The following is a 21,594-nucleotide window of genomic DNA, read 5'->3' as shown; positions in this document are numbered from 1 at the left end:
AGAATTGCTCGGGAGGCAGTTGTCGCAGGAGCTGGAGTTTGCAACGGTGTTTGCTCATATGCAGACTTGCCGCACGATCGGTCTGTAATCGCTAACTTTGGAAATCACGATGAGCCGCTTCTGGAGCCCTATTGTTCATTCCTTGATCCCCTATGTCGCCGGCGAGCAGCCGACCACGGGTGGAATAATCAAGCTCAACACCAATGAGAGCCCTTACGGTCCTTCACCGCTTGCCCTGGAGGCGATCTCGAAGGCTACATCCGACACACTGCGGCTCTATCCGGATCCGACGGCGCGGGAATTGCGTGTTACAATCGCGGAGAGTTTCGGGCTCGACAAGGACGAGGTCTTCGTCGGCAATGGATCGGACGAGGTTTTGGCCCACACGTTCCAGGCGCTGCTGAACCATGATGAGCCCTTGCTTTTCCCCGACGTCAGCTACAGCTTCTATCCGACCTATTGCCGCCTCTTCGGCGTGGCGTACCGGCAAGTTCCGGTCGATGCCGAAATGCGGGTCCGCCTCGAGGATTATCGCCAGCCCTGCGGTGCAATCATTCTGCCCAATCCCAATGCGCCGACAGGCATCGGCCTGCCTCTGGCTGATATTGAAACTCTTCTTAGGGATCATCCCGATCGGGTCGTCGTCATCGACGAGGCCTATGTCGATTTCGGCGGCGAGAGCGCGGTTCCACTTGTCCGGACATATCCGAACCTCTTGGTAATTCAGACCCTGTCGAAGTCGCGCGGGCTCGCCGGCCTGCGCGTCGGTTTCGCTGTCGGGCAACGGCCGCTGATCGAGGCACTGGAAAGGGTCAAGGACAGCTTCAATTCTTATCCTCTCGATCGGCTTGCGCAGGCAGGTGCGGTAGCGGCCTGGAAGGATCGGGACTGGTTCGAACGCCATCGCGCCATGATCATCGCCAGCCGGGAACGGCTGGCCGCCAAACTCGGGGAGCTGGGCTTTCACGTTCTGCCGTCATCCGCCAATTTTCTGTTCGCGCGGCATCCGAGCAGGCCGGGTATGGAACTGGCGGCAGAGCTTCGGAGCAGGAGCATTCTGGTAAGACGGTTTTCCGCCGAGCGTATCGACGACTTCCTGCGCATCACGATTGGAACGGATGAGGAGTGCGACCGCCTGGTGGCGGCTTTCGGCGAGATATTGCAGTGACACTGGCAGCTCGGAAAGATTGCTTCAAAACTGTCAAAAAAGAACGAGTGGCCTCTACCGCGGCCGCGATGGCGCCACTAAGCCGCAAATGAAAAAGGCGGCGGAGCCGAGCCCGCCGCCTTATGTCAACACATGCGATAGCGATCAGATGTCGCTTGCCGCGTTCGCCCAGATTTCCGCGGCCTGTGCGGCGGTCACGCGGCGCACATCCGTTTCATCGCGGCGGCTGGCGAAGAGCTCGCTTGCCATGATCTGCTCGGCGAGATCGGCTGGCAGGGACAGGAGAACGCGCTGGCCATCCTTGTGGATGCCGCCGACATCGGAACGCTTGCCGGTGATCATCCCGCCCGCAACCGTGTTGTTGCTTTCCGGATCGATCAGGATGAAGGAGCCGGTCGAGCGGTTCTGCTCATAGGGATCGAAGATGGCGCTCTCATCGAAGGTCAGGCGAACCTTGCCGATCGCGTTCATCCAGAGCGCCTGCGCCGGAGCCCATGCGCCGGTCTTCAGCTCAAGCTGGGCGATCGGCTGAACCTGCACGCGCTGGCGGCGGCTGCCGCTCTTCAGCCAGTAGCGCTTGCCAGGCTCGATGCCCTCAGGCTGCAGCGCGACGATTTGCGCGTCGAAGGAGAGGCCCGTCTGCGGCTGGCTGTCGATGGCGACGATCATGTCACCACGCGACACGTCCACCTGGCGGTCGAGAACGAGCGTGATGGCATCGCCGGCGACCGCCGCGTTGCGCACGAGATCGAAGGTGACGATCTTCGAGACATTGGCGACCATGCCCGACGGCAGGATCATGACGCTGTCGCCCGGCTTCACCGAGCCGCCGGCGACCGTGCCCTGATAGCCGCGGAAGCTTTCACCCGGGCGGGAGACGCGTTGCACCGAAAGACGGAAGCCAACCGTCTGCGCCGAGCGAACGGTCGCCAGTTCCAGCGTCTCGACCAGCGTCGGGCCGGTGTACCACGGCATGGCAGCCTGGCCGGAATAGACTACGTTTTCACCCTTCAGCGCCGACATCGGAATGGCGGTGATCTGCTTGACGCCGAGCGACAGTGCGAATTCGCGGAAGTCGTTGGAAATCTTCTCGAAGCCGGCGCGGTCGTAATTCGTCAGGTCGATCTTGTTGATGGCCAGAACGAACTGCTTGATGCCGAGCAGCGACGCGATCGTCGCATGCCGGCGGGTCTGCTCAAGGATGCCCATGCGGGCATCGACCAACAGCACGGCGAGATCGGCGGTGGAGGCACCGGTTGCCATGTTGCGCGTATATTGCTCGTGGCCGGGTGTGTCGGCAACGATGAAGGAGCGCTTGTCGGTCGAGAAATAGCGATAGGCGACATCGATTGTGATGCCCTGCTCGCGCTCTGCCTGCAGGCCGTCGAGCAGCAGAGCGAAGTCGGGGAGGCCGAGATCGTTCTGCTTGCCGGTGGAATCGCGCTGAAGCGTGGCAGCCTGGTCTTCCTTGACCGCCTTGGTATCCCAGAGGAGACGGCCGATCAGCGTCGATTTGCCGTCATCGACGCTGCCGCAGGTAATCAGGCGAAGCGGGCGCGAGTCGCGAAGGGCTTTAGCCGGTTCGGCGGCAGGCCCGACAGCAGGAATTGTGACGACGTTTGCGTTTACGGTCATCTCAGAAATATCCTTCGCGCTTCTTCTTTTCCATGGAGCCGGACTGGTCGCGGTCGATGGCGCGGCCCTGTCGCTCGGAAACCGTGGCGATTTCCAGCTCTGCAATGATCTCTTCAAGGGTCGTGGCGGTGGAGCGGATGGCTCCCGTCAGCGGGAAGCAGCCGAGCGTGCGGAAACGGATGAGTTCCTCGCGCTTGGTCTCGCCCGGCAGCAGCTCGAGCCGCGGATCGGCCGCCATGATCATCATGCCGTCACGCTCGACGATCGGGCGCTTCGCCGCGAAATAGAGCGGCACGATCGGAATTTCCTCGGCCTGGATGTAGCGCCAGATATCGACTTCCGTCCAATTGGAGAGCGGGAAGACGCGAACGCTTTCGCCCTTGCGGATCTGGCCGTTATAGATGTTCCAGAGTTCCGGGCGCTGGTTGCGCGGATCCCATCGATGGTCCGGCGTGCGGAAGGAATAGATGCGTTCCTTGGCGCGCGAGGCTTCCTCGTCGCGGCGGGCGCCGCCGAAAGCCGCGTCGAACTGGCCGGCATCGAGCGCATGACGCAGCGCTTCCGTCTTCATGATATCGGTGTAGCGCGCCGAGCCATAGGTGAAGGGGGTGATGTTCTCCGCCTTGCCGCGCGGATTGATGTGCTCGATCAGGTCGAGATCATACTTCTTCACGATCTCGTCGCGGAAGGTGATCATCTCGGCGAATTTCCAGCCGGTATTCACGTGCAGCAGCGGGAAGGGGACGCGGCCGGGATAGAAGGCCTTGCGTGCCAGATGCAGCAGCACCGACGAGTCCTTGCCGATCGAATAGAGCATCACGGGACGCTCGAATTCGGCGGCGACCTCGCGGAAAATATGGATCGCCTCGTTTTCCAGCGCTTTCAGATGCGGATCGAGCGGCGGCTTGACGCTTTGCGGATTGGAGATTTCCGTATCCGGACGGCTATCGGGCATTGATGACTCCAGAACTTTCAAATGTCCCGACCGGAATTTGGTCGGAAAGAATAGATGCGTTGGTTCCCTAGATATCGGCGGCGCGGGAGACGCGCTTCGGATCGATGCCGGGAGCCGGCGAGTGCTTTATTGTGCGGGTGCGGCAGCACCTTCTTCGTGGACATGCAGACCGCATTCGCGCTTTTCGTCGTTCTCCCACCACCAGCGGCCGGCGCGTTCAGGCTCGCCGGGCTTGATGGCGCGGGTGCAGGGCTCGCAGCCGATGGAGGGATAGCCGCGCGCATGCAGCGGGTTCACCGGAACGCTATTGTCGGCGACATAGACGCGGATGGCATCGATGTCCCAATCGGCGAGCGGGTTGATCTTGATCAGAGTGCGCTCGGGATCGAATTCCGCAAAGGGCGTATCGGCGCGGTTGGCGGACTGGCCGCGGCGCAGGCCGGTGATCCAGATGCTGGCGCCCGAAAGTGCCCGTGCAAGCGGCTTCAGCTTGCGCACGCCACAACAGGCATGCCTGGCTTCGACGCTCTCATAGAAACCGTTCAGACCGTATTTTTCCGCATAGGCGTCGATATCGGCCTGTTCCGGCTCGTAGCGGACGATCTTGATATCATATTGGCTTTCCGTCTCGTCGATCAGAGCGAGCGTTTCCGGGAAGAGGCGACCGGTCTGCAGGGTCGCCACCTCGATCGGCAGGCGGTGATTGCCGATCTCCGCCGTGATCACCTGATCCTCGATCCCGAGCGATGTCGTGAACACGGCACGGCCACCGAGCCCGGCCACGAGAGATAGACGGCCGGCAAGATCGAGCGATGCAAGCTGGCTGTTGAGCGTCGCGGCATCTTCAATAAGGGTAATGGCAGTCATGGGGGATCCTGTCCTAATGTTGCCGGGAGTATCGCAGTTCGCAACGGCAGCGGACAGAAAAATAGATTTCGAAACGGAGCGGCTGGAGAGTAAATATCTCCATGAAGCAGCGCCGATAAGGAAAAGCGACCGCCTCGGCTCCTAACCAAGGCGATTTGCCACCGATGGCGGCCCTTCGGAAGCACTTGATATGGCTCGCCATGTTTAAGTGCTTGCTTTAATGTCTATAGAAATAGTAGAGTTACACATAGCTTGTCAAATGGAAATCGGAAGTGATGCCCAAAATGATGCGTTGCGGCGGATTTTGTGCTAAACCATGGGCATAGCGATGAAGAATGATAACAAGTCTGGGTTGCTAACGTTTCCTGGCCGTGCGCCAAGGGTGTGAGTGCTTCGAAATTGCCTCGGGGACGAGGGCTGAGGAGTTCTGTAGCGGACCGGCCGAATCGCTCGACCGGACGTATCGCATGTGTGTGTGAAGCGGTTCGAAATGATTACTCAGAAAGCAAAATACGCGCTGCGGGCGCTGTCTGCGTTGGCCCAATCCGAGGCGGGCGAGCCGATGATGATTTCCGACATCGCCGCCCAGCAGAAGATCCCGAAGAAATTCCTGGAACAGATCCTTCTCGACCTGAAGCATCAGGGTATCGTCATCAGCCGCCGCGGCAAGCAGGGCGGCTACCTCCTGCGCAAGCCGGCAAACGAAATCACTTTCGGCGAAATCCTGCGGGTCATCGACGGGCCGCTGGCGCCGCTGCCCTGTCTGTCACTGACAGCCTATCGTCGCTGCGACGATTGCGACGGCGAGCAGACCTGCGAAATCCGCCACGTCTTTGCTCGGGTGGCGGACGCGACCCGAAAGGTGTTGTTCTCGACGACCATCGCCGATGCTATCGCTCAGCCGGAGGATACGGAAGTTGCCAGGCTGATGGCCTAACTGATCAGGTCCAAGGGAGCTAACGGGTCTTCCTCGCAGCGCTTCGACAATCAGTGGGCGGCGTGTTCCTCGCCGCTTTCCTTGTCCATGGCGCGCCGGGCGCGGATTGCTGCGGCGATGAAGACGCGGGACAGCCCATGATACAATGGCTCGCGCGAGAGCAGCCGCGACGTCACATAGCCGATCATCGATACAGCCATGATCGGGATGACGGCCTGGTGATCGCCGGTCATTTCCAGAATGATGACGAAGGCGGTCATCGGTGCCTGAACCACGCCGGCGAAATAGCCGGCCATCCCGAGGATAGCCGCAAGAGCAATGCTGCCGCCGACCAGCGTGCCGACCGTGCTGCCGAAGCCGGCGCCGACGGCAAGCGAAGGCGCGAAAATGCCGCCGGGAATGCCTGATATCATCGACAGGAAGCTTGCCAGTAGCTTCTCGACGAAGAAGAGCGGGGGCAGGGCATGTCCTTCCACGGCGCCGCGGGCTTGCTCGTAACCAGTGCCGAAGGTTTGGCCGCCGGAGAGCACGCCGACAGCGGCAACGACAAGGCCGCAGAGGCCGGCAAGGATCAGCATGCGTTTCAACGGCTGAGGCTGCGCCCAGCGGCGGATGCGGATGCCGGCATAGAGCGCCAATCCGCTGAAAGTGGCGCCGAGCGCGCCGCCGCCCACGCCGCAGATCAGCATGACGATCCAGTCCCGAAACATCGTCGGCGCGGCGTCGGCCGTGCCGAAATAATTGTAGCTGCCGGAAAGGCCGAGTGCTGCAAGGCCGGAAAGAATGACGGCGGTCAGGACCAGGCCGTTGGCGCGGGATTCATATGTGCGGCTCATCTCCTCGATTGCGAAAACGATACCCGCAAGTGGCGTATTGAAGGCAGCGGCGATACCGGCGGCAGAACCGGCGAGGATCAGCCCCTTCGCCTGCGCCATGCCGCCGAAGCGGGCAACCGCCAGCATGAAGGAAGCGCCGACCTGCACCGTCGGCCCCTCGCGGCCGATCGAGGCACCGCTTAAGAGCCCCAATATGGTCAGCACGATCTTGCCGAAAGCTAGCCTGAGCGACAGCAGCTTCGTACGATCTTCCTCATGATGTAGGTGCCGCGCGGCGATCGCCTGCGGAATGCCGCTCCCCTGCGAATTGGGAAACAGCGTCGCTGCAAGATAGGCCGACAGAACGAAACCGAGCGGTGTCAGCAGGAGCGGCAGAAGCCACATCCACTCACCCGATTGCGTCACGCCGGTAAAAGCCCGCTGCGCCAGATCGGCGAGCTTGGCGAAGCCGACGCTGATGACGCCGATCGCTAGAGCGCCCGTCCAGAACACCAGTCGTGGCCGCCAAAGATTGAAGGAGCCCCAGATGACACGGGAACGGCGGAGCAGCTTGGACTTGCGGTAGATAGGGGGCATGGAACGTGTGACCATTATACTGGCCCGCATGCCCTTTGGAGGCATTTTTCCGGGCCGCTCACCTCGTGGGGGGAATTGCATATCGATCTTTCTTACAGAATTTCCTTTTGCGGCCAAGGCTTAATCTACGTGTTGACCGGTTCGAGCGATCGAATAGAATGTATCGCAATTGCAATGCAAAGGAGCCGGTGAATGAAATCCGCTTCCATTCCTCCCTTGAGGGTCGATCCCGCATTGCGCGCCGCTGCTGAAAGCGTGCTGCGAGAAGGTGAGACCTTGTCAGCATTTGTGGAAAGCTCGCTGCGTGCGCAGATTGAACACCGCCGAACGAAGGCTGAATTCATTGCTCGCGGTCTTGCTGCGCAAGAGGATGCGAAAAAAGCCGGCGTGTATCACAGCGCTGACGACGTGCTGGGAATGCTGAAGGGCAAGCTTGAAGCCGTCAAAGCTTCCAAGCACAAATGACATTTGCCGTACGCTACTCTCAAGGCGTGCTCGAAGATCTCGAACGGCTTTATGATTATCTGCTTTTGAGAGATATCGAGCTTGCGGAAAAAGCCTATGACGCCATCGTCAAGGCAACGGAATTTCTCGAGAATTTTCCGTTCAGCTGCCGCAAAGCGTCGGCGGACGCATTTCTCCGCGAACTCGTCATCCCGTTCGGCTCTTCCGGTTATGTCGCTCTATTCGAGATCGAAGACAGCGAGACGATAACGATATTGGCGATCAGGCATCAGCGCGAAGAAGACTATCACTGATACCTGCCCACCTTACCGATCGCTCGTCTCCCACCGCGGATTGATCCAGGGCTCCTGGTTCGAACGCGCCAGCCGCGGCTTGCCGAGAATGTGGTCGGCCGCCTTCTCACCGGTCATGATCGAAGGGCCGTTTAGATTGCCGTAGGTGACATGCGGGAAGATCGAGCTGTCAGCGACCCGCAAGCCGTCGATGCCGATGACGCGGGTATCGGGATCGACCACCGCCATTGGATCATCCTTCGAGCCCATCTTGCAGGTGCCGCAGGGATGATAGGCGCTTTCCAGGTGCTCGCGCAGGAAGGCATCGATCTGATCATCGGTCTGAATATTCGCCCCTGGCTGAATTTCCGTGCCCCGGTACTCGTCGAAGGCCTTCTGCCCGAAGATCTCGCGGGTGAGGCGAACGCAGTGGCGGAATTTCTCCCAGTCTTCCGGATGGCTCATATAGTTGAAGCGGATCACCGGATCGGCCTTCGGGTCGGAGGAGCGCAGCGTGACGTTACCACGCGATTTCGATAGGTTGTAGCCGACATGCACCTGGAAGCCGTGGCTCTTGGCCGCCGCCTTGCCGTCATAGCTGATGGCGACAGGCAGGAAGTGGTACTGGATATCCGGCTGCTTGACGCCAGGTGCCGAGCGCAGGAAGGCGCAGGCTTCGAACTGGTTCGAGGTGCCAAGGCCTTTCTTGAAGAACAGCCACTGCGCACCGGCAATCCCCTGCATATACCAGGGTAGCCAGGAATAGAGTGACACCGGCTTCAGGCTCGTCTGCTGGAAATAGAATTCCATATGGTCCTGCAGGTTGGCGCCGACGCCTGGTCGATCAACCTTCACCTCAATCCCCATATCGCGCAGATGCTGGCCCGGTCCGATGCCCGAAAGCATCAGCAGCTTCGGAGAGTTGAAGGAGGAAGCGGAAACGATCACTTCGCGGTTCGCTCTGATGATCTCGATCTTGCCATTGCGCTCGACTTCGACGCCGGTCGCGCGGCCGTTTTCGATGACGACCTTGCGGGCAAAGCAGCGAACGAGGGTCACATTCGGCCGCTTCAGGGCAGGCTTGAGATAGGCTGTCGCCGCAGACCAGCGACGTCCCATCCAGGTCGTTTGCTCCATCAGGCCGAAGCCTTCCTGCTTGCTGCCGTTATAATCCTCCGTCGCCTCGAAGCCCGCCTGCTTGCCTGCTTCGATGAAGGCGTGGAAGAGCGGATTGCGGGCATCGCCGCGCCGGACATGCAACGGGCCATCCTTGCCGCGCCATCCTTCTTCGCCGCCATGTGAATGCTCCATCCGCTTGAAGTAGGGCAGCACATCGGCATAGGCCCAACCTTGGGCGCCCAGCTCTTCCCAGCGATTGAAGTCTTCCGCATGGCCGCGCACATAGACCATGCCGTTGATCGAGGACGAGCCACCGATCACCTTGCCGCGCGGGGCGGTGATGCGCCGGTTGTTGAGCTGCGGTTCCGGCTCGGAGAGATAGCCCCAATTGTAGCGGTCCATGCTCATCGGCCAGGCAAGTGCCGCCGGCATCTGGATGAACGGCCCGAAATCACTGCCGCCGAATTCTAGGACGATGACCGACTGTTTGCCATCCTCTGACAGGCGATAAGCCATGGCGGAGCCAGCCGAGCCCGAGCCGACGATGACGAAATCTGCTTGCATGACCATGTGCTCCAAGTGGTAAGGGGCGTAAATCGAGGCGGTTCTGCACCCTCCCCCCGAGGGGAGGGTCGGCCGCAGGCCGGGGTGGGGTGATTGCTGCTACACGCGCTGCGGCTGGTCACCCCACCCGCCGCTAAGCGGCGCCCCTCAAGGGGGAGGTGGATCAATAAGGCGCCTGTACCGGCCCCATGCCGACATAGACGGTCTTCAATTCCGAATAATGCTCCAGCGCCGCCAGCGAATTCTCGCGGCCGAATCCGGATTGCTTGGAGCCGCCGAAGGGGATTTCGACTGGGCAAAGATTGTAGGTGTTGATCCAGAGCGTGCCGGCCTCCAGCTGGTCGACCACGCGGTGGGCGCGGGTGAGATCGGCGGTGAAGACGCCGCCGGAAAGGCCGAATTCGGTCGCATTGGCGCGGGCGACCACCTCGGCCTCGTCATCGAAGTCGAGCACGCACATGACCGGTCCGAAGATCTCTTCACGGGCGATCGTCATGTCGTCGGTGACGTCGGCAAAGACGGTCGGCTGGATGTAATAGCCTTCACCGGAGACATTGTTCGGGATGCCGCCGCCGGTCAAAAGCGTCGCGCCCTCGGCCTTGCCCTTTTCGATGTAAGAAAGCACCTTTTCGCGCTGCGTCCAGGACACCATCGGGCCGATCTGCGTTGCCTCGTCCATCGGGTCGCCGATCAGCATCGCGTCGGTGCGGGCCTTCAGGCGCTTCAGGAATTCAGACTTGATCTTGCGGTTGACGAAAACGCGGGTGCCGTTGGAGCAGACCTGGCCCGTCGAATAGAAATTGCCGAGCATCGCGCCGCCGATGGCGCTGTCGATATCGGCATCCTCGAAAACGATCAGCGGCGACTTGCCGCCGAGCTCCATGGTGACATGCTTGAGATTGCCGGCGGCCGAAGCCGCCACCTTGCGGCCGGTCGGCACCGAACCCGTCAGCGATACCTTGGCCACGTCGGGATGGTTGATGAGCAGCGGCCCTGTTTCGCGGTCTCCCTGGATGACATTGTAGAGTCCCTTCGGCAGACCGGCCTCGATGAGGATTTCAGCGATCTTCAGCGCGCCGAGCGGCGTGTTTTCCGAAGGCTTGAACACCATGGCGTTGCCGGCGACCAGTGCCGGCGCGCCTTTCCAGCAGGCGATCTGCTGCGGGTAGTTCCATGCGCCGATGCCGACGCAGACGCCGAGCGGCACGCGCTTGGTATAGGCGAAATCGCCGCCGAGCGGGATATAGGAGCCGTTGAGACCGGCCGCCGCGATGCCGCCGAAGAATTCGAAGCTGTCTGCGCCCGAAGTCGAATCGGCGACGATGGTTTCCTGGATCGGCTTGCCGGTATCCAACGTTTCCAGCTCGGAAAGCTCGCGGTTACGCTCGCGCATGATCTCGGCTGCTCGCTTCAGGATGCGGCCGCGAGCCGTCGGGCTCATGGCCGCCCATTCGGGCTGCGCCCGCTTTGCGGCCGCGATCGCCTTTTCGACGATGGCGGGCGTTGCCGCGTGCAGGCGGGCGATCACCTCGCCGGTCGCCGGATAGATGCTTTCGATAAGAGTGCCGTCGGTGTCCTCGACATATTCCCCGTCGATGAAATGCGAGGCTTTCGGTTGTGCGCGCATTATAGAACCCTCAGTTCTTCATAGGACACCATGACATGCTCTTGAAAAGCAGGTCGTTCGGTGAGGTTTTCATAGTATCGCTCAAGCCGTGGGTGGGCAGGGCGCTGGATATCGATGTCGAAATAGCGATAGAGAACGTGCCCGAACTGGATGTCGGCCAACGTCAGATTATCGCCCGCAAGGAAGCGATGCCGTCCGAACTGCGACTCGGCGATGTCAAGCTTCGCACCGAGTGCTGCAACAGCCGCAACGATCGCCTTCTCGTCCTTGAGAGCAGGGGCCGTGCGCACCACCCGCCAGAAAATCGGGCCGGTGAAACCCTGGGCAATGTTGATCTTGGCCCACTCAGCCCATTTGTCGATCTGAGCGCGATGGCGCGCATCCTTCGGCCAGAAGGCATCGTCGCCATATTGTGTGGCGAGGTAACGCAGGATGGCGCCCGTTTCCCAGAGCTGCTCGTCATCACCGTCGCTGAGCACCGGAACCGTTCCGTTCGGGTTCATCGCCAAGAATTCAGGCGTGTCGTTAACGCCGTAGGTAAAGCCTGCATCGATGCGCTCATAGGCAAGACCGAACTCACCGATGCACCACATCAGCGCCTGTACATTCGATGACGACTTACGGCCCCAGACGGTCAGCATGGTCTTCAGCCTTTCAACGCGTTGAGATGGGTCGTCAGATAGCCTTCGGTCAGCGCGATCGACGCTTCGGTGCTGATCGGCGCCGATTTGAGGCTCTGACGAATATAGAGCCCGTCGATCATCGCGGCCGCACCCTCCGCAATCCGCCCGGCATCCTCGGCCGGGCACAGCGCCTTGAGATTGGCAACGAGATTCGAATGCAGACGCCGCGCATAGATGACGAGAAAGCGCCGCGTCTCCTCGGAGCGCTGCGCCTCGGCATAGAAGGCGAGCCATGCCGCGATCGTTTCCGGTGCGAACTGATCGGCCTGGAAACTGACGCGGATGACGGCGGAAAGCTTTTCGCGGGGTGTCGTGGCGGCCCTAAGCGCCGTCACGACGCTGTCGCGTAGCCGCTGTAGATGGACGCGGACGGTTTCGATCAGCAGCTGTTCCTTGCTGCCGAAATAATGATGCGCAAGGGCGGGGGAAACGCCGGCCTGCTTGGCGATTTCGGACATGGTGACGGTCAGCGAGCCGTGATCGCCGATCACGCGCATTGCAGCATCCACCAGCGCCTTTCGGCGCACCGGTTCCATTCCGACTTTCGGCATTGCGTCAATCTCCAAGACTGAAGATGAGTGTATTTTTGATTGACTGATCAATCAATAAAAAAATCACATGGCCAGCCCTCCCTCAGGAAAAATCCGCAACCTCTTTTCGCAAAGCATTTCTGTGCCATAATTCCGAAAAGGAGGAGGTGCAGTCATGGTCGATATTCTTGATGAAGTTCCCCCATCCGCGATGCGCGACAAATGGGGTTGGTTTGTCGGGCTCGGGATCTTGCTGCTGATCTGCGGCGGTATCGCGCTTGGCAATCTGTTCATCGCCACCGTCGCTTCGGTCTATTATGTCGGCATGCTGATGCTGATCGGCGGCATCGTGCATCTGGCCCATGCCTTTCAGGTAAGGGGCTGGGAGCACATTTTGTTCTGGGTTCTCAGCGGCCTGCTCTATACGGTTGCCGGCGTGCTTGCCTTCGCCAATCCACTATTGGCGTCGGAAGCCTTGACGCTATTCCTCGCCATCGCGCTGCTCATTGCCGGCACGTTTCGCGTCTGGGTCGGTCGTAAGCTGAAGCCGGAGCGTGGTTGGGTCTGGATTGTCATCAGCGGCCTTGCAACCGCCGCCGCCGGCATTGCCATTGCAGTTGGCTGGCCGGTCAACAGCCTCTGGATTCTTGGCCTTTTCCTGGCCTTTGACCTGATTTTCCAAGGATGGACGCTGGTGGCCTTCGGCCTTGTGCTTAGGCGGTAGGGCACCGCCCGAAAGGGGTAACGGACTGCTACTTTTTGACAAGGAGCGTGAGCGGCGTTACTCTTACCGCCTCTGCCATATCGGGCAGAACGGCGTTGTGTTGATGTAACGACAGTATCTTCATCCGAAAATGCGTGTGTCGACAGACATGCGTGAAGAAACTGGTCAAAGCCGCGGAACATGCTTCCAGACAAATTTCCGCGTAACGACGTCAAGGGAGGAATATCATGCCGATGGTAACGGTTTCCATCTCTCCGCTTCAGGCTGCGGGCATCCGGGCAGCGGTCGATACCGGTACTTATGCCTCGAGCAGCGAAGTCGTACGGGAAGCCCTGCGCATGTGGGATGCAGCCCGCAGGCGCGGCGACATTTGCGATGTGCCTCATGCCGCCAACGATGGCGGGGAGACGGCAAAGAGCGGCCGCTGCGTCGCTGACATGTTTGCCGACTACGAGGCGGAGCGGCACTCGAGCAATCAGCACTGAACCCCCTCATCACGGCAGCCTCTCGGCTGCTATATGCCGGGTCTACGGCCCGACAAATGGTTAATATTGCTTTACCATTCATGAAACTTTCACATAGGGGAAAGGTTTCGTTGACGCTTTATGACGCATCTTCGGGCGAAAACGCGGTAAACCCAAAGTTTTATTCAAATAAATTAGATTAGAATCCGCAAGTGGAGATGGGCATGTCCCTGACTGCCGCAGCCGAACCGGGCGTCTTGCGCCGATACGCCAGCGATCAGATCGTTACTCTCGCCAAACTCGTGATCGAAAATGCATTTCAGCCGATCGTGGAGGCCGGCACGGGCGCCGTTTTCGGCTATGAATCCCTCATGCGCGGCCAGGAGCGCATCGGTTTCGACAGCCCGGTCGATATCCTCGACGAGGCCGAGCGCAGCGGCCAGCTTCTTGGGCTCGAGCAGATGGTCAGCAGCCGCGCGCTTGCGAAGTTTGCCACTCTCCCCAATATGGTTGCCGCTACGCTTTTCCTCAACCTGGATGTCCGGTTGATCCCGCAGGGCGCCGCCTTGGTCGACGGCCTGCTGCAGCATATGAGAAAGGCCGGCATCGCCCCTTCCTCTGTTTGCTTCGAATTCTCGGAACGTTTCGACAATACCCTCGTGCCGGAGTTTTCGACGCTGGTTGCCAAGATGCGCGATGCCGGTTTCAAGCTCGCCATCGACGACTTCGGCGTCGGCCACGGCGAAATGAAACTGCTGTCCGATTATCCGGTCGACTATCTGAAGATCGACCGGCATTTCATCGTCGATATCGATCGCAGCGCCCGCAAGCGCCATATCCTTCGAAATCTCGTCAACATCGCCCATGTCCTCGGTACGCGCGTCATCGCCGAAGGCATAGAGACCGAGGCGGAATTCCTGACCTGCCGCGAATTCGGCGTCGATCTCGTCCAGGGCTGGTTCATTGCCCGCCCGACCGTACTGGTCAATGAGTTGAAGCCGAGCTTTCCGCATTTGCAGGATCTCGGCAAGACGGCGCGCAACAGCCAGTCGCTCGATGAAATCCTTATCCGCAAGCAGATTGAAGTGCTGCCGACCATCCGCGAGAGCGACAGCATCGATAGCGTCTTCGAGCTCTTTCGCCGCAATCCGCGCCGAGCTTATTTCCCGGTCGTGAATGCCAATGACGAGCCGCGCGGGATCATCCACGAATACCAGCTGAAGGAATATATCTATCAGCCCTTCGGCCGCGACCTTTTGAAGAACAAGGTTTATAAACGGTCGATCTCGCATTTCGTCGAAATGGCGCCGATCGTCGGCCTTGATTCCGATGCCGACACGCTGATGACGATCTTCGCCAATATGGAAAGCAGCGATTGCCTGATCGTCACCGAAGGCACGCATTATGCGGGCATCGTCTCCGCTGCCTCTCTCATCAAGGTCATCAACGAAAAGCAGCTGAAGATTGCCCAGGACCAGAACCCCTTGACCGGCCTTCCCGGCAACAGGGCGATCCATGATTTCATGCAGAGCGCCGGCCGCGATGGTGATGAAGTCAGGCATTTCTGCTATTGCGACTTCGATAATTTCAAGCCGTTCAACGATGCCTATGGTTTCCATCTCGGCGACCATGCCATTTCGCTATTTGCCGCATTGATGCGCCGCTATTTCTTTGCCGAGCGCCATTTCCTTGGTCATGTCGGCGGCGACGATTTCTTCATCGGTGTCACCGGCTGGAGCATGCAGGAGCTGCGCGAAGTTCTGGACCGGCTGCTTGCCGATTTCCATGCCGACGTGCTCGATCTTTACTCGGCCGAGGATCGTGCCGCAGGCCGCATTCGCGGCCACGACCGCGCCGGCGCCGAGGCCGAGTTCCCGCTGATGCGCTGCTCGATCGGTATCCTGCAGTTGCCGGAGGGACTGGTGATCGACAATATCAATCGCGTCAGCACCTCCATCGCCGGCATCAAGACCAAGGCGAAGGAAAGCGCTGCCGGCGTCGCATTCCTCGGTCTGGCCGAGACGAATTGACGCCTTTCCGCCGTGCCATCTTTTCAAGCGCGCTGCGCTAAACTATCTCCACTGCCTTGCTGGGAGAGGAGATTGCGCCATGCCCTTGCCGTCTGAAATGCGTTTCGTGGATTTGCCATCCTTTGGCGGACCTGAAGTCATGACCATCGCCCGAAAGCCTCTTCCGGTGTTGAAGCCAGGTGAGATCCTGGTCCGCGTCGAGGCTGCCGGCGTCAACCGGCCGGATGTGGCGCAACGGCAGGGGATCTATCCGCCGCCGAAGGAAGCAAGCCCGATCCTCGGTCTCGAAATATCCGGCGAGGTCGTCGATGTCGCGCCTGGCGTGACCGAATTTGCCATCGGCAACAAGGTCTGCGGCCTAGCCAATGGCGGCGGCTATGCCGAATATTGCGTGCTTCCCGCCGGCCAGGCGCTGCGCTTCCCGAACGGTTATGACGCCGTCCGCGCGGCCGCCGTCCCCGAGACCTTCTTCACCGTCTGGGCCAATCTCTTCCAGATGGCGGGGCTGACCGAAGGCGAAAGCGTATTGATCCACGGCGGCTCCAGCGGCATCGGCACGACGGCGATTCAGCTTGCCCACGCTTTCGGTGCAACGGTCTATGCGACCGCCGGGTCGAAGGAAAAATGCGAGGCCTGCGAGAAGCTCGGCGCCAAGCGGGCGATCAATTATAAAGAGGAAGATTTCGCCGAGGTCATCAAGGCCGAGACGGAACATGGCGTCGATATCATTCTCGACATGATCGGCGCCGCCTATCTGGAGAAGAACCTCGCCTCGCTTGCCCGTGACGGCTGCCTTTCCATCATTGCCTTCCTTGGCGGCGCTGTGGCGGAGAAGGCCAACCTTGCGCCGATCATGGTCAAACGGCTGACCGTGACCGGATCGACTATGCGTCCACGCACGGCTGAGGAAAAGCGAGCCATTCGCGACGACCTTCTTTCCCAGGTCTGGCCGCTGCTCGACGAGGGCACCGTCGCCCCGGTCATTTATCGGACCTTCTCTTTCGACGATGTGGCCGAGGCGCATCGGTTGATGGAGACCAGCGACCACATCGGCAAGATCATGCTGAAGTTGGCTTGATCGTCAGCGACAGGGCGACGGCGATGAGGCCGGGTATCGCCATCAGCGCATAGAGCCATGTCGCGGCAGAGAGGCCGCCGGCAATGCCACTCGAATGGGTCAGGCCTGCACCATTGACGATGACGCCTGCGAGCGCGGCACCGAATGCGCCGCCCAGCGACTGCGTCATCGAGATCGCGGCCGAGGCCTTGTCCTGTTCGGTCCTGCGGGCGATGCCGATGATTCTGGTCACAAGATGCGCCCAGCCGAGACCGACGCCGAATCCCATCAGGAACATCGTGATGACGGCGGGCGCAAACCTGGCGACGGTATCAAAGGGCGTGTTCGTTGCCAGGAAGGGGATCAGTGATGCGGTCGCGGCCGTTTCCAAAATGCAGCCGCTGATGATGGCAATGGCGGCCTGCCTGCCGGAAAAAGAGGCGCTGAAGAAGGCTGCTATGGTCCAACCCAATGCGACGAGCGCAACGAGATAACCGGAGACGAGCGGCGTGACGCCATGCAGGGTTTGCAGGAAGTAGGGGATATAGATGTCGCTCGTCAACACGAGCATCATCGTGAATATCGTCAGATAGAGCCGCGCGATGGGGTTGCTGAGCATGACGGCGCCATAGGGCAGAAGGCGCACTTCGCTCTTGCGCTCTATCAGCACCATCGTTGCGACGAGTACGATCGAAGCTGCGATCAGCATCGTCTTGTAGGATCCATGTTCGATCGTCCCGGCGATGCTGACGAATAGAACTGCGGCAAGCAAAAGTATGATCTGGATGAGCGGCGTTCTGGTGTCGATCCGATCGTCCGCGACATCGGGCAGCAGCCAGCGCCCCGAGAGCGCCATGAGAACAGCCACCGGCACGAGGATGAGAAAGGCCTCCCGCCAGGCGCTCCCTGCGGCGAAGAGGCCGCCGAGCGTCGGCCCGAGTACGGTCGCTACACCCCAGATGGCAGCGTAGAGCGTGGAGGCCCTGCGCCACAGAGGTTCGGGATAGATGAAACGAATGAAGGCGTAGGCGAGGCCGGACAGCATGCCTGAGCCGTACCCCTGAACGGCGCGACCGATCAGCAGCACGGGCATGGTCGGCGCGATGGCGCAAGCGAGGCTGCCGACGCCGAAGATGAGCGCCGCGGCAACATAGATGGCACGCAAGCCTATTCCCTTCGGCCGGGTCGCAACAGTGATCGAGCCGAGCACGCCTGCGGCGACGAAAAGCGTCGTCATCCAGGAGAACAATTCGAGGCCGCCGATGTCGCGGACGATCGAGGGGGCAATCGTGGCGGTGACGTAGGATTCGACGGCATAAAGCGTGACCCCTCCGCCAAGCATCAGAGTCGCAGGCAGAAGTCTTGGCGAGAACAGCGTGAAGATGGAGGCTGATTTGAGGAGAGCGGTGTTTTCGATGCTGGACATCATGCGATCCTCGGTATTTTCCCTAGCGGTTGATTATTTTCCAAGTTATAGTTTGGAAAATTACATCCTTGCCGGATTAAAACAAGAGAAAACTTGGAAAATGCGCCAGTCACCCGCCAATCGAATTCTGATCCTGTTGAAAACCGACGGGCCGCAACTGGCAGCCGCCGTCGGTGATGTGCTCGGCATATCGTCGGAGGCGGCACGCCAGCAGCTGACGAAGATGGCTGAGGAGGGGTTGGTCGAGCCGGTGGCGGAGGCTGCCGCCGGCAGAGGCAGGCCGCGCCAGTTCTGGCATCTGACGGCGGCCGGCAACAGGCAATTTCCCGATGGCCATGCCGATCTGACCGCCACCCTGCTTGCGACCATGGTCAGCCAATTGGGGCAGGGTGCCGTCGATACGGTCATCTCGGCACGTGAAACAGAGACGCTTCGGCGCTATCGAAGCGAAATCGACCTTTCAGCCGATCTGCCGTCGCGCGTCGCAAGCCTCGCCGCCATCCGCACGCAGGAAGGCTATATGGCCGATCACTGGCAGGATAAGGATGGCTCGCTGGTGCTGGTGGAGAACCATTGCCCCATTTGTGCTGCCGCATCTGCCTGCGCCGGCTTCTGCCGATCGGAGCTGGAGACTTTCCGCATGGTGCTCGGTGCCGAAGTCGAACGGGAGGAGCATATCCTGCTCGGCGCCCGGCGTTGCGCCTACAGGATCCGCGACGCAGCCTGAGAGATCCCTTTTTGATGTTGCCCGCCGGCATCGGCGATTGGCAATTCCGAGGGCGGCGGCTATTACTGGCCGTCTAGCAAATCAAAGGCTGCGTCTCCTCATGTCCAATCCGGTCTGCGTCGAAGTCACCCGTGGCAATCTGGTTGAGAGCCGCCATCGCGGTTCCGTCGTTGTCGTAGATGGCGATGGGAAGCTGGTTTTCTCGCTCGGCGATATCGAAAGCGGCGTCTTTCCACGCTCGGCCTGCAAGGCGATGCAGGCCCTGCCGTTGGTCGAAAGCGGTGCCGCGGATGCCTATGGTTTCGGTCATAAGGAATTGGCGCTCGTCTGCTCATCCCACAATGGCGAGGATGAGCATGTGGCGCTCGCCGCCTCCATGCTGGCGCGCGCCGGCCGCGATGTCGGCACGCTCGAATGCGGCGCACATTGGTCTTTCGATCAGAAGACATTGATTCATCAGGTCCGCGCCATCGACAAGCCGACGGCGCTGCACAACAATTGTTCCGGCAAGCATGCCGGCTTCGTCTGCGCCTGCTGCCATCAGGACATCGATCCCAAGGGCTATGTCGGTTATGACCACCCGCTGCAGCAGCAGATCCGCGAGACGATGCAGAGCCTGACCGGCGCTGTTCTGGCGCACGACAATTGCGGCACGGACGGCTGCTCGATCCCGACCTATGCCGTGCCGCTCAAGGGGCTGGCGCATGGTTTTGCCAGGATGGCGACCGGCGCCGGTCTGGAGCCGCTGCGCGCCAAGGCATCACGCCGGCTGTTCGAGGCCTGCATGGCCGAGCCCTTCTACGTTGCCGGCACCGATCGCGCCTGCACCAAGCTAATGCAGATCGCTCCCGGCCGCATCTTCGCGAAGACCGGCGGGGAAGGCGTATTTTGCGCGGCGATCCCCGAACAGGGCATCGCCATCGCGCTCAAATGCGACGACGGCACCACTCGCGCGGCGGAAGTCATGGTGGCCGCAACATTGGCCCGCTTCTTCGAGAAGGACGGCCCTGTCCGTGCCGGACTGATGGCAATGGCCGACCGGTCCTTTAAGAACTGGAACGGGATCCAGGTCGGTAATATCAGACCGGCAGCGGCGTTGGGGGCATAGCTTACTCCTCGCCTCAGCCGCTCGTTTTACGAGCCGGTACATGGTGCCGGACGACCTTGTATTCCTGCCAGATAAGAACCATGACCACGAGGTCGAAGATGGTGAGGATGATGAGCCCGATGCCATGCGTATCGGTGAAGCGGTAAAGCTGGTAGGCGATGAAAAGCCCCAAGGCGGCAAGCGATGCCGGATAGGCCCACATCTTGCCCCGGAGCAGGCCGATGACCAGCAGCACCTTCACTAGCCCATGGCTCAAGAGGTAATAGGCATAGAAGTTCTTCGTACTGACCGAGAAATCCTGCGCCCACATGAGCAGGTGCGTCGCGATGAAATCATGCGGGTCGTTGAGCAGCTCGGGCTGCGTGATCCGGTTCGCCAGCCGAAGGATCGAGTCGGTGCTGACGAGCGCCAGCACTATGCCGCCAAGACATTCGATTAAGGCATGCGCACCCTTCAACAGGACGCTGATTTCAAAAAGCTGGTGAATGCGGCGTTCGTTCATGGGTGATCGTAACCTCTGGCGCATATGGAGGTAGGCCCGATCGGCGATGGCGGCAAGGTGGACAGATGTAGCGTTGGCCTCAGGCCAGGAAGATCGGCATCTCGGCATGCCGGTAGGGCGCCAGGCTTTCCTCCGGAACATCCGATGATACGATCAGACCGGAAACGCCGTGCAAGGGCAGGATTTGGCATGGCGAGGCGGCGTCGAGCTTCTCGGTCGTCGATAATACGTAAGTTTCCGCCGAGCATTGCGCGATATGCCGCTTGATGGCCGCTTCCTCGAAGTCACCGGTCGAAAAGCCGCGGGCGGGATGGATGGCGGTGACGCCCAGAAAGAAAATGTCGGCCCTTATCGATGTGACGGCCGCCATGGCGACGGCACCCGTCGCGACCATCGAATGCTTGTAGAGCTTGCCGCCGATCAGGATCACCTCTGACAGGGGGTGATGCTCCAGCTCGCCTGCGATCGTCGGGCTGTGGGTGACGATGGTGACGGGAAGATCCTTCGGAAGCTGGCGGGCGATCTCGGCATTGGTGGTGCCGCCATCGAGAAACACGGTCTGGCCCGGCTGGATCATGCTGACCGCATGCGCACCGAGCCGGCGCTTCTCATCGGATGAGACCGTCTGCCGCGCGGTAAAATCGGGCAGCTCCGGTGACAGCGGCAGTGCGCCGCCATGCACGCGCTTCAGCAGTTTCTCCGTCGCCATTTCCCGCAGATCCCTACGGATCGTATCCTCGGATACCCCGAGATCATCGGCCAATGCCTTGGCGATTACCTGGCCGTCCCGGCGCAATCTTTCGAGAATGAGTGTTTTCCGTTGGCTGGTCAGCATGCCGATCTCTGCACGATATATCACGAATAATCGTGAATTTATCAGAATCGATTCGACATTCAAGAAAATATGCGCATATTCGTGCAAATTCCTGCAGCGAGCAGGAGCTAAAAACGGAGACAAGACATGTTGATCCTGATCGCGGGGCCTTATCGCTCCGGCACTGGTGATGATCCGAAGAAGATGGCTGAAAACCTCAAACGCCTTGAGGAGCCGTCCTACGCACTGTTCAAGGCCGGGCATCTGCCGATGATCGGCGAATGGGTTGCCCTGCCGGTCTGGCACGCCGCCGGCGGCAAGAGCATCGGCGACGATCTCTATGAGGAGATTTTCCACCCAACGGCCGGCCGCCTGTTGCAGCTTTGCGAGGGCGTTTTGAGATTGCCCGGTGATTCCAAGGGCGCCGACAATGATGTCCGTATTGCCCGCGAGCGCGGCATTCCCGTCTGGTACAGGCTGGAAGACGTGCCCGGCTGCGCCTGAGATC

General features: G+C 60.4%; 22 protein-coding genes. 11 read left to right on the top strand and 11 right to left on the bottom strand.

Going from position 1 to position 21,594, the window contains the following annotated elements:
- Window positions 1-109: 109 nt before the first annotated feature.
- Complete coding sequence (gene hisC, locus FHT73_RS07915) at window positions 110-1,168, top strand: histidinol-phosphate transaminase (protein WP_183710808.1); 1,059 nt, start codon at window positions 110-112, stop codon at window positions 1,166-1,168.
- 144 nt (window positions 1,169-1,312) lie between these two features.
- Here hisC and cysN read toward each other — a convergent pair whose 3' ends face one another.
- From cysN to FHT73_RS07900, 3 genes are all read right to left on the bottom strand, one after another.
- Window positions 1,313-2,803, bottom strand: coding sequence for a sulfate adenylyltransferase subunit CysN (gene cysN / locus FHT73_RS07910; RefSeq protein WP_112605799.1), 1,491 nt, complete (start codon window positions 2,801-2,803; stop codon window positions 1,313-1,315).
- Window position 2,804: 1 nt separating this feature from the next.
- Complete coding sequence (cysD, locus tag FHT73_RS07905) at window positions 2,805-3,758, bottom strand: sulfate adenylyltransferase subunit CysD (RefSeq protein ID WP_112335545.1); 954 nt, start codon at window positions 3,756-3,758, stop codon at window positions 2,805-2,807.
- 126 nt (window positions 3,759-3,884) lie between these two features.
- Window positions 3,885-4,625 (bottom strand): phosphoadenylyl-sulfate reductase, encoded by a 741-nt coding sequence (locus tag FHT73_RS07900; RefSeq protein ID WP_183710806.1) that lies wholly within the window; start codon window positions 4,623-4,625, stop codon window positions 3,885-3,887.
- Window positions 4,626-5,115: 490 nt separating this feature from the next.
- Between FHT73_RS07900 and FHT73_RS07895 the strand changes: the two genes are divergently transcribed.
- A complete protein-coding gene (locus tag FHT73_RS07895) occupies window positions 5,116-5,562 on the top strand; it encodes an Rrf2 family transcriptional regulator (protein ID WP_112335547.1) in 447 nt (148 codons plus the stop codon).
- 50 nt (window positions 5,563-5,612) lie between these two features.
- Here FHT73_RS07895 and FHT73_RS07890 read toward each other — a convergent pair whose 3' ends face one another.
- On the bottom strand, window positions 5,613-6,974 hold the full coding sequence (locus FHT73_RS07890; RefSeq protein ID WP_183710804.1) for a chloride channel protein: 1,362 nt from the start codon (window positions 6,972-6,974) through the stop codon (window positions 5,613-5,615).
- A gap of 192 nt (window positions 6,975-7,166) precedes the next feature.
- Between FHT73_RS07890 and FHT73_RS07885 the strand changes: the two genes are divergently transcribed.
- The gene (locus FHT73_RS07885) at window positions 7,167-7,439 is read left to right on the top strand and encodes a YlcI/YnfO family protein (RefSeq protein WP_183710802.1); all 273 of its coding nucleotides are present in this window, start codon (window positions 7,167-7,169) and stop codon (window positions 7,437-7,439) included.
- Complete coding sequence (locus FHT73_RS07880) at window positions 7,436-7,732, top strand: type II toxin-antitoxin system RelE/ParE family toxin (RefSeq protein WP_183710800.1); 297 nt, start codon at window positions 7,436-7,438, stop codon at window positions 7,730-7,732. The genes FHT73_RS07885 and FHT73_RS07880 overlap by 4 nt, the downstream gene beginning before the upstream one ends.
- Before the next feature lie 12 nt (window positions 7,733-7,744).
- Here the strand turns inward: FHT73_RS07880 and betA are convergent, their stop codons facing one another.
- The 4 genes from betA to betI all read right to left on the bottom strand — a co-directional run bounded on the left by betA (window position 7,745) and on the right by betI (window position 12,255).
- The gene (betA, locus tag FHT73_RS07875; protein ID WP_183710799.1) at window positions 7,745-9,394 is read right to left on the bottom strand and encodes a choline dehydrogenase; all 1,650 of its coding nucleotides are present in this window, start codon (window positions 9,392-9,394) and stop codon (window positions 7,745-7,747) included.
- Between the two features lie 163 nt (window positions 9,395-9,557).
- Entirely contained in the window at window positions 9,558-11,021 is a 1,464-nt protein-coding gene (gene betB / locus FHT73_RS07870; protein ID WP_183710791.1) for a betaine-aldehyde dehydrogenase, read from the bottom strand.
- Window positions 11,021-11,662, bottom strand: a complete 642-nt coding sequence (locus tag FHT73_RS07865; protein WP_183710789.1) for a glutathione S-transferase family protein — start codon at window positions 11,660-11,662, stop codon at window positions 11,021-11,023. The genes betB and FHT73_RS07865 overlap by 1 nt, the downstream gene beginning before the upstream one ends.
- A gap of 5 nt (window positions 11,663-11,667) precedes the next feature.
- Window positions 11,668-12,255 carry a transcriptional regulator BetI gene (gene betI, locus FHT73_RS07860; protein ID WP_112335552.1) on the bottom strand — a complete coding sequence of 196 codons (588 nt, stop codon included), beginning with the start codon at window positions 12,253-12,255 and terminating at the stop codon, window positions 11,668-11,670.
- 154 nt (window positions 12,256-12,409) lie between these two features.
- On the opposite strand from betI, the gene FHT73_RS07855 reads away from it, so the two are divergent.
- The 4 genes from FHT73_RS07855 (at window position 12,410) to FHT73_RS07840 (ending at window position 16,530) form a co-directional block, all read left to right on the top strand.
- Window positions 12,410-12,958, top strand: coding sequence for an HdeD family acid-resistance protein (locus FHT73_RS07855; RefSeq protein ID WP_112605772.1), 549 nt, complete (start codon window positions 12,410-12,412; stop codon window positions 12,956-12,958).
- A 227-nt stretch (window positions 12,959-13,185) separates the two neighbouring features.
- Window positions 13,186-13,443: a type II toxin-antitoxin system ParD family antitoxin gene (locus FHT73_RS07850; protein WP_112605768.1), complete on the top strand. Its 258-nt coding sequence runs from the start codon at window positions 13,186-13,188 to the stop codon at window positions 13,441-13,443.
- A 203-nt stretch (window positions 13,444-13,646) separates the two neighbouring features.
- Window positions 13,647-15,452 (top strand): EAL domain-containing protein, encoded by a 1,806-nt coding sequence (locus tag FHT73_RS07845; RefSeq protein WP_183710787.1) that lies wholly within the window; start codon window positions 13,647-13,649, stop codon window positions 15,450-15,452.
- A gap of 79 nt (window positions 15,453-15,531) precedes the next feature.
- Window positions 15,532-16,530, top strand: a complete 999-nt coding sequence (locus FHT73_RS07840; RefSeq protein ID WP_183710785.1) for an NAD(P)H-quinone oxidoreductase — start codon at window positions 15,532-15,534, stop codon at window positions 16,528-16,530.
- Here FHT73_RS07840 and FHT73_RS07835 read toward each other — a convergent pair.
- Window positions 16,511-17,935: an MFS transporter gene (locus FHT73_RS07835; RefSeq protein WP_183710783.1), complete on the bottom strand. Its 1,425-nt coding sequence runs from the start codon at window positions 17,933-17,935 to the stop codon at window positions 16,511-16,513. The genes FHT73_RS07840 and FHT73_RS07835 overlap by 20 nt on opposite strands.
- Before the next feature lie 100 nt (window positions 17,936-18,035).
- Here FHT73_RS07835 and FHT73_RS07830 point away from each other — a divergent pair, with 100 nt between their 5' ends.
- Both FHT73_RS07830 and FHT73_RS07825 read left to right on the top strand, forming a co-directional pair.
- The gene (locus FHT73_RS07830; protein WP_183710781.1) at window positions 18,036-18,662 is read left to right on the top strand and encodes a MarR family transcriptional regulator; all 627 of its coding nucleotides are present in this window, start codon (window positions 18,036-18,038) and stop codon (window positions 18,660-18,662) included.
- 100 nt (window positions 18,663-18,762) lie between these two features.
- The gene (locus tag FHT73_RS07825) at window positions 18,763-19,770 is read left to right on the top strand and encodes an asparaginase (RefSeq protein ID WP_183710779.1); all 1,008 of its coding nucleotides are present in this window, start codon (window positions 18,763-18,765) and stop codon (window positions 19,768-19,770) included.
- A 13-nt stretch (window positions 19,771-19,783) separates the two neighbouring features.
- Here the strand turns inward: FHT73_RS07825 and FHT73_RS07820 are convergent, their stop codons facing one another.
- Both FHT73_RS07820 and FHT73_RS07815 read right to left on the bottom strand, forming a co-directional pair.
- Complete coding sequence (locus FHT73_RS07820) at window positions 19,784-20,272, bottom strand: DUF2127 domain-containing protein (RefSeq protein ID WP_183710777.1); 489 nt, start codon at window positions 20,270-20,272, stop codon at window positions 19,784-19,786.
- Between the two features lie 79 nt (window positions 20,273-20,351).
- Window positions 20,352-21,107 carry a DeoR/GlpR family DNA-binding transcription regulator gene (locus FHT73_RS07815; protein WP_183710775.1) on the bottom strand — a complete coding sequence of 252 codons (756 nt, stop codon included), beginning with the start codon at window positions 21,105-21,107 and terminating at the stop codon, window positions 20,352-20,354.
- A gap of 126 nt (window positions 21,108-21,233) precedes the next feature.
- Here FHT73_RS07815 and FHT73_RS07810 point away from each other — a divergent pair, with 126 nt between their 5' ends.
- On the top strand, window positions 21,234-21,590 hold the full coding sequence (locus tag FHT73_RS07810) for an ADP-ribose pyrophosphatase (protein WP_015339137.1): 357 nt from the start codon (window positions 21,234-21,236) through the stop codon (window positions 21,588-21,590).
- Window positions 21,591-21,594 lie beyond the last annotated feature (4 nt).

Origin of the sequence: Rhizobium sp. BK098, from assembly GCF_014193155.1 — a bacterium.
Classification (GTDB): domain Bacteria; phylum Pseudomonadota; class Alphaproteobacteria; order Rhizobiales; family Rhizobiaceae; genus Rhizobium.
This window is presented reverse-complemented; position numbering and strand designations above follow the sequence as displayed.

Excerpts from the sequence above, each read along its gene's own strand:
- hisC (WP_183710808.1), top strand. The coding sequence starts at position 110 with ATGAGCCGCTTCTGGAGCCCTATTGTTCATTCCTTGATCCCCTATGTC.
- cysN (WP_112605799.1), bottom strand. The coding sequence starts at position 2,803 with ATGACCGTAAACGCAAACGTCGTCACAATTCCTGCTGTCGGGCCTGCC.
- cysD (WP_112335545.1), bottom strand. The coding sequence starts at position 3,758 with ATGCCCGATAGCCGTCCGGATACGGAAATCTCCAATCCGCAAAGCGTC.
- FHT73_RS07900 (WP_183710806.1), bottom strand. The coding sequence starts at position 4,625 with ATGACTGCCATTACCCTTATTGAAGATGCCGCGACGCTCAACAGCCAG.
- FHT73_RS07895 (WP_112335547.1), top strand. The coding sequence starts at position 5,116 with ATGATTACTCAGAAAGCAAAATACGCGCTGCGGGCGCTGTCTGCGTTG.
- FHT73_RS07890 (WP_183710804.1), bottom strand. The coding sequence starts at position 6,974 with ATGCCCCCTATCTACCGCAAGTCCAAGCTGCTCCGCCGTTCCCGTGTC.
- FHT73_RS07885 (WP_183710802.1), top strand. The coding sequence starts at position 7,167 with ATGAAATCCGCTTCCATTCCTCCCTTGAGGGTCGATCCCGCATTGCGC.
- FHT73_RS07880 (WP_183710800.1), top strand. The coding sequence starts at position 7,436 with ATGACATTTGCCGTACGCTACTCTCAAGGCGTGCTCGAAGATCTCGAA.
- betA (WP_183710799.1), bottom strand. The coding sequence starts at position 9,394 with ATGCAAGCAGATTTCGTCATCGTCGGCTCGGGCTCGGCTGGCTCCGCC.
- betB (WP_183710791.1), bottom strand. The coding sequence starts at position 11,021 with ATGCGCGCACAACCGAAAGCCTCGCATTTCATCGACGGGGAATATGTC.
- FHT73_RS07865 (WP_183710789.1), bottom strand. The coding sequence starts at position 11,662 with ATGCTGACCGTCTGGGGCCGTAAGTCGTCATCGAATGTACAGGCGCTG.
- betI (WP_112335552.1), bottom strand. The coding sequence starts at position 12,255 with ATGCCGAAAGTCGGAATGGAACCGGTGCGCCGAAAGGCGCTGGTGGAT.
- FHT73_RS07855 (WP_112605772.1), top strand. The coding sequence starts at position 12,410 with ATGGTCGATATTCTTGATGAAGTTCCCCCATCCGCGATGCGCGACAAA.
- FHT73_RS07850 (WP_112605768.1), top strand. The coding sequence starts at position 13,186 with ATGCCGATGGTAACGGTTTCCATCTCTCCGCTTCAGGCTGCGGGCATC.
- FHT73_RS07845 (WP_183710787.1), top strand. The coding sequence starts at position 13,647 with ATGTCCCTGACTGCCGCAGCCGAACCGGGCGTCTTGCGCCGATACGCC.
- FHT73_RS07840 (WP_183710785.1), top strand. The coding sequence starts at position 15,532 with ATGCCCTTGCCGTCTGAAATGCGTTTCGTGGATTTGCCATCCTTTGGC.
- FHT73_RS07835 (WP_183710783.1), bottom strand. The coding sequence starts at position 17,935 with ATGTCCAGCATCGAAAACACCGCTCTCCTCAAATCAGCCTCCATCTTC.
- FHT73_RS07830 (WP_183710781.1), top strand. The coding sequence starts at position 18,036 with ATGCGCCAGTCACCCGCCAATCGAATTCTGATCCTGTTGAAAACCGAC.
- FHT73_RS07825 (WP_183710779.1), top strand. The coding sequence starts at position 18,763 with ATGTCCAATCCGGTCTGCGTCGAAGTCACCCGTGGCAATCTGGTTGAG.
- FHT73_RS07820 (WP_183710777.1), bottom strand. The coding sequence starts at position 20,272 with ATGAACGAACGCCGCATTCACCAGCTTTTTGAAATCAGCGTCCTGTTG.
- FHT73_RS07815 (WP_183710775.1), bottom strand. The coding sequence starts at position 21,107 with ATGCTGACCAGCCAACGGAAAACACTCATTCTCGAAAGATTGCGCCGG.
- FHT73_RS07810 (WP_015339137.1), top strand. The coding sequence starts at position 21,234 with ATGTTGATCCTGATCGCGGGGCCTTATCGCTCCGGCACTGGTGATGAT.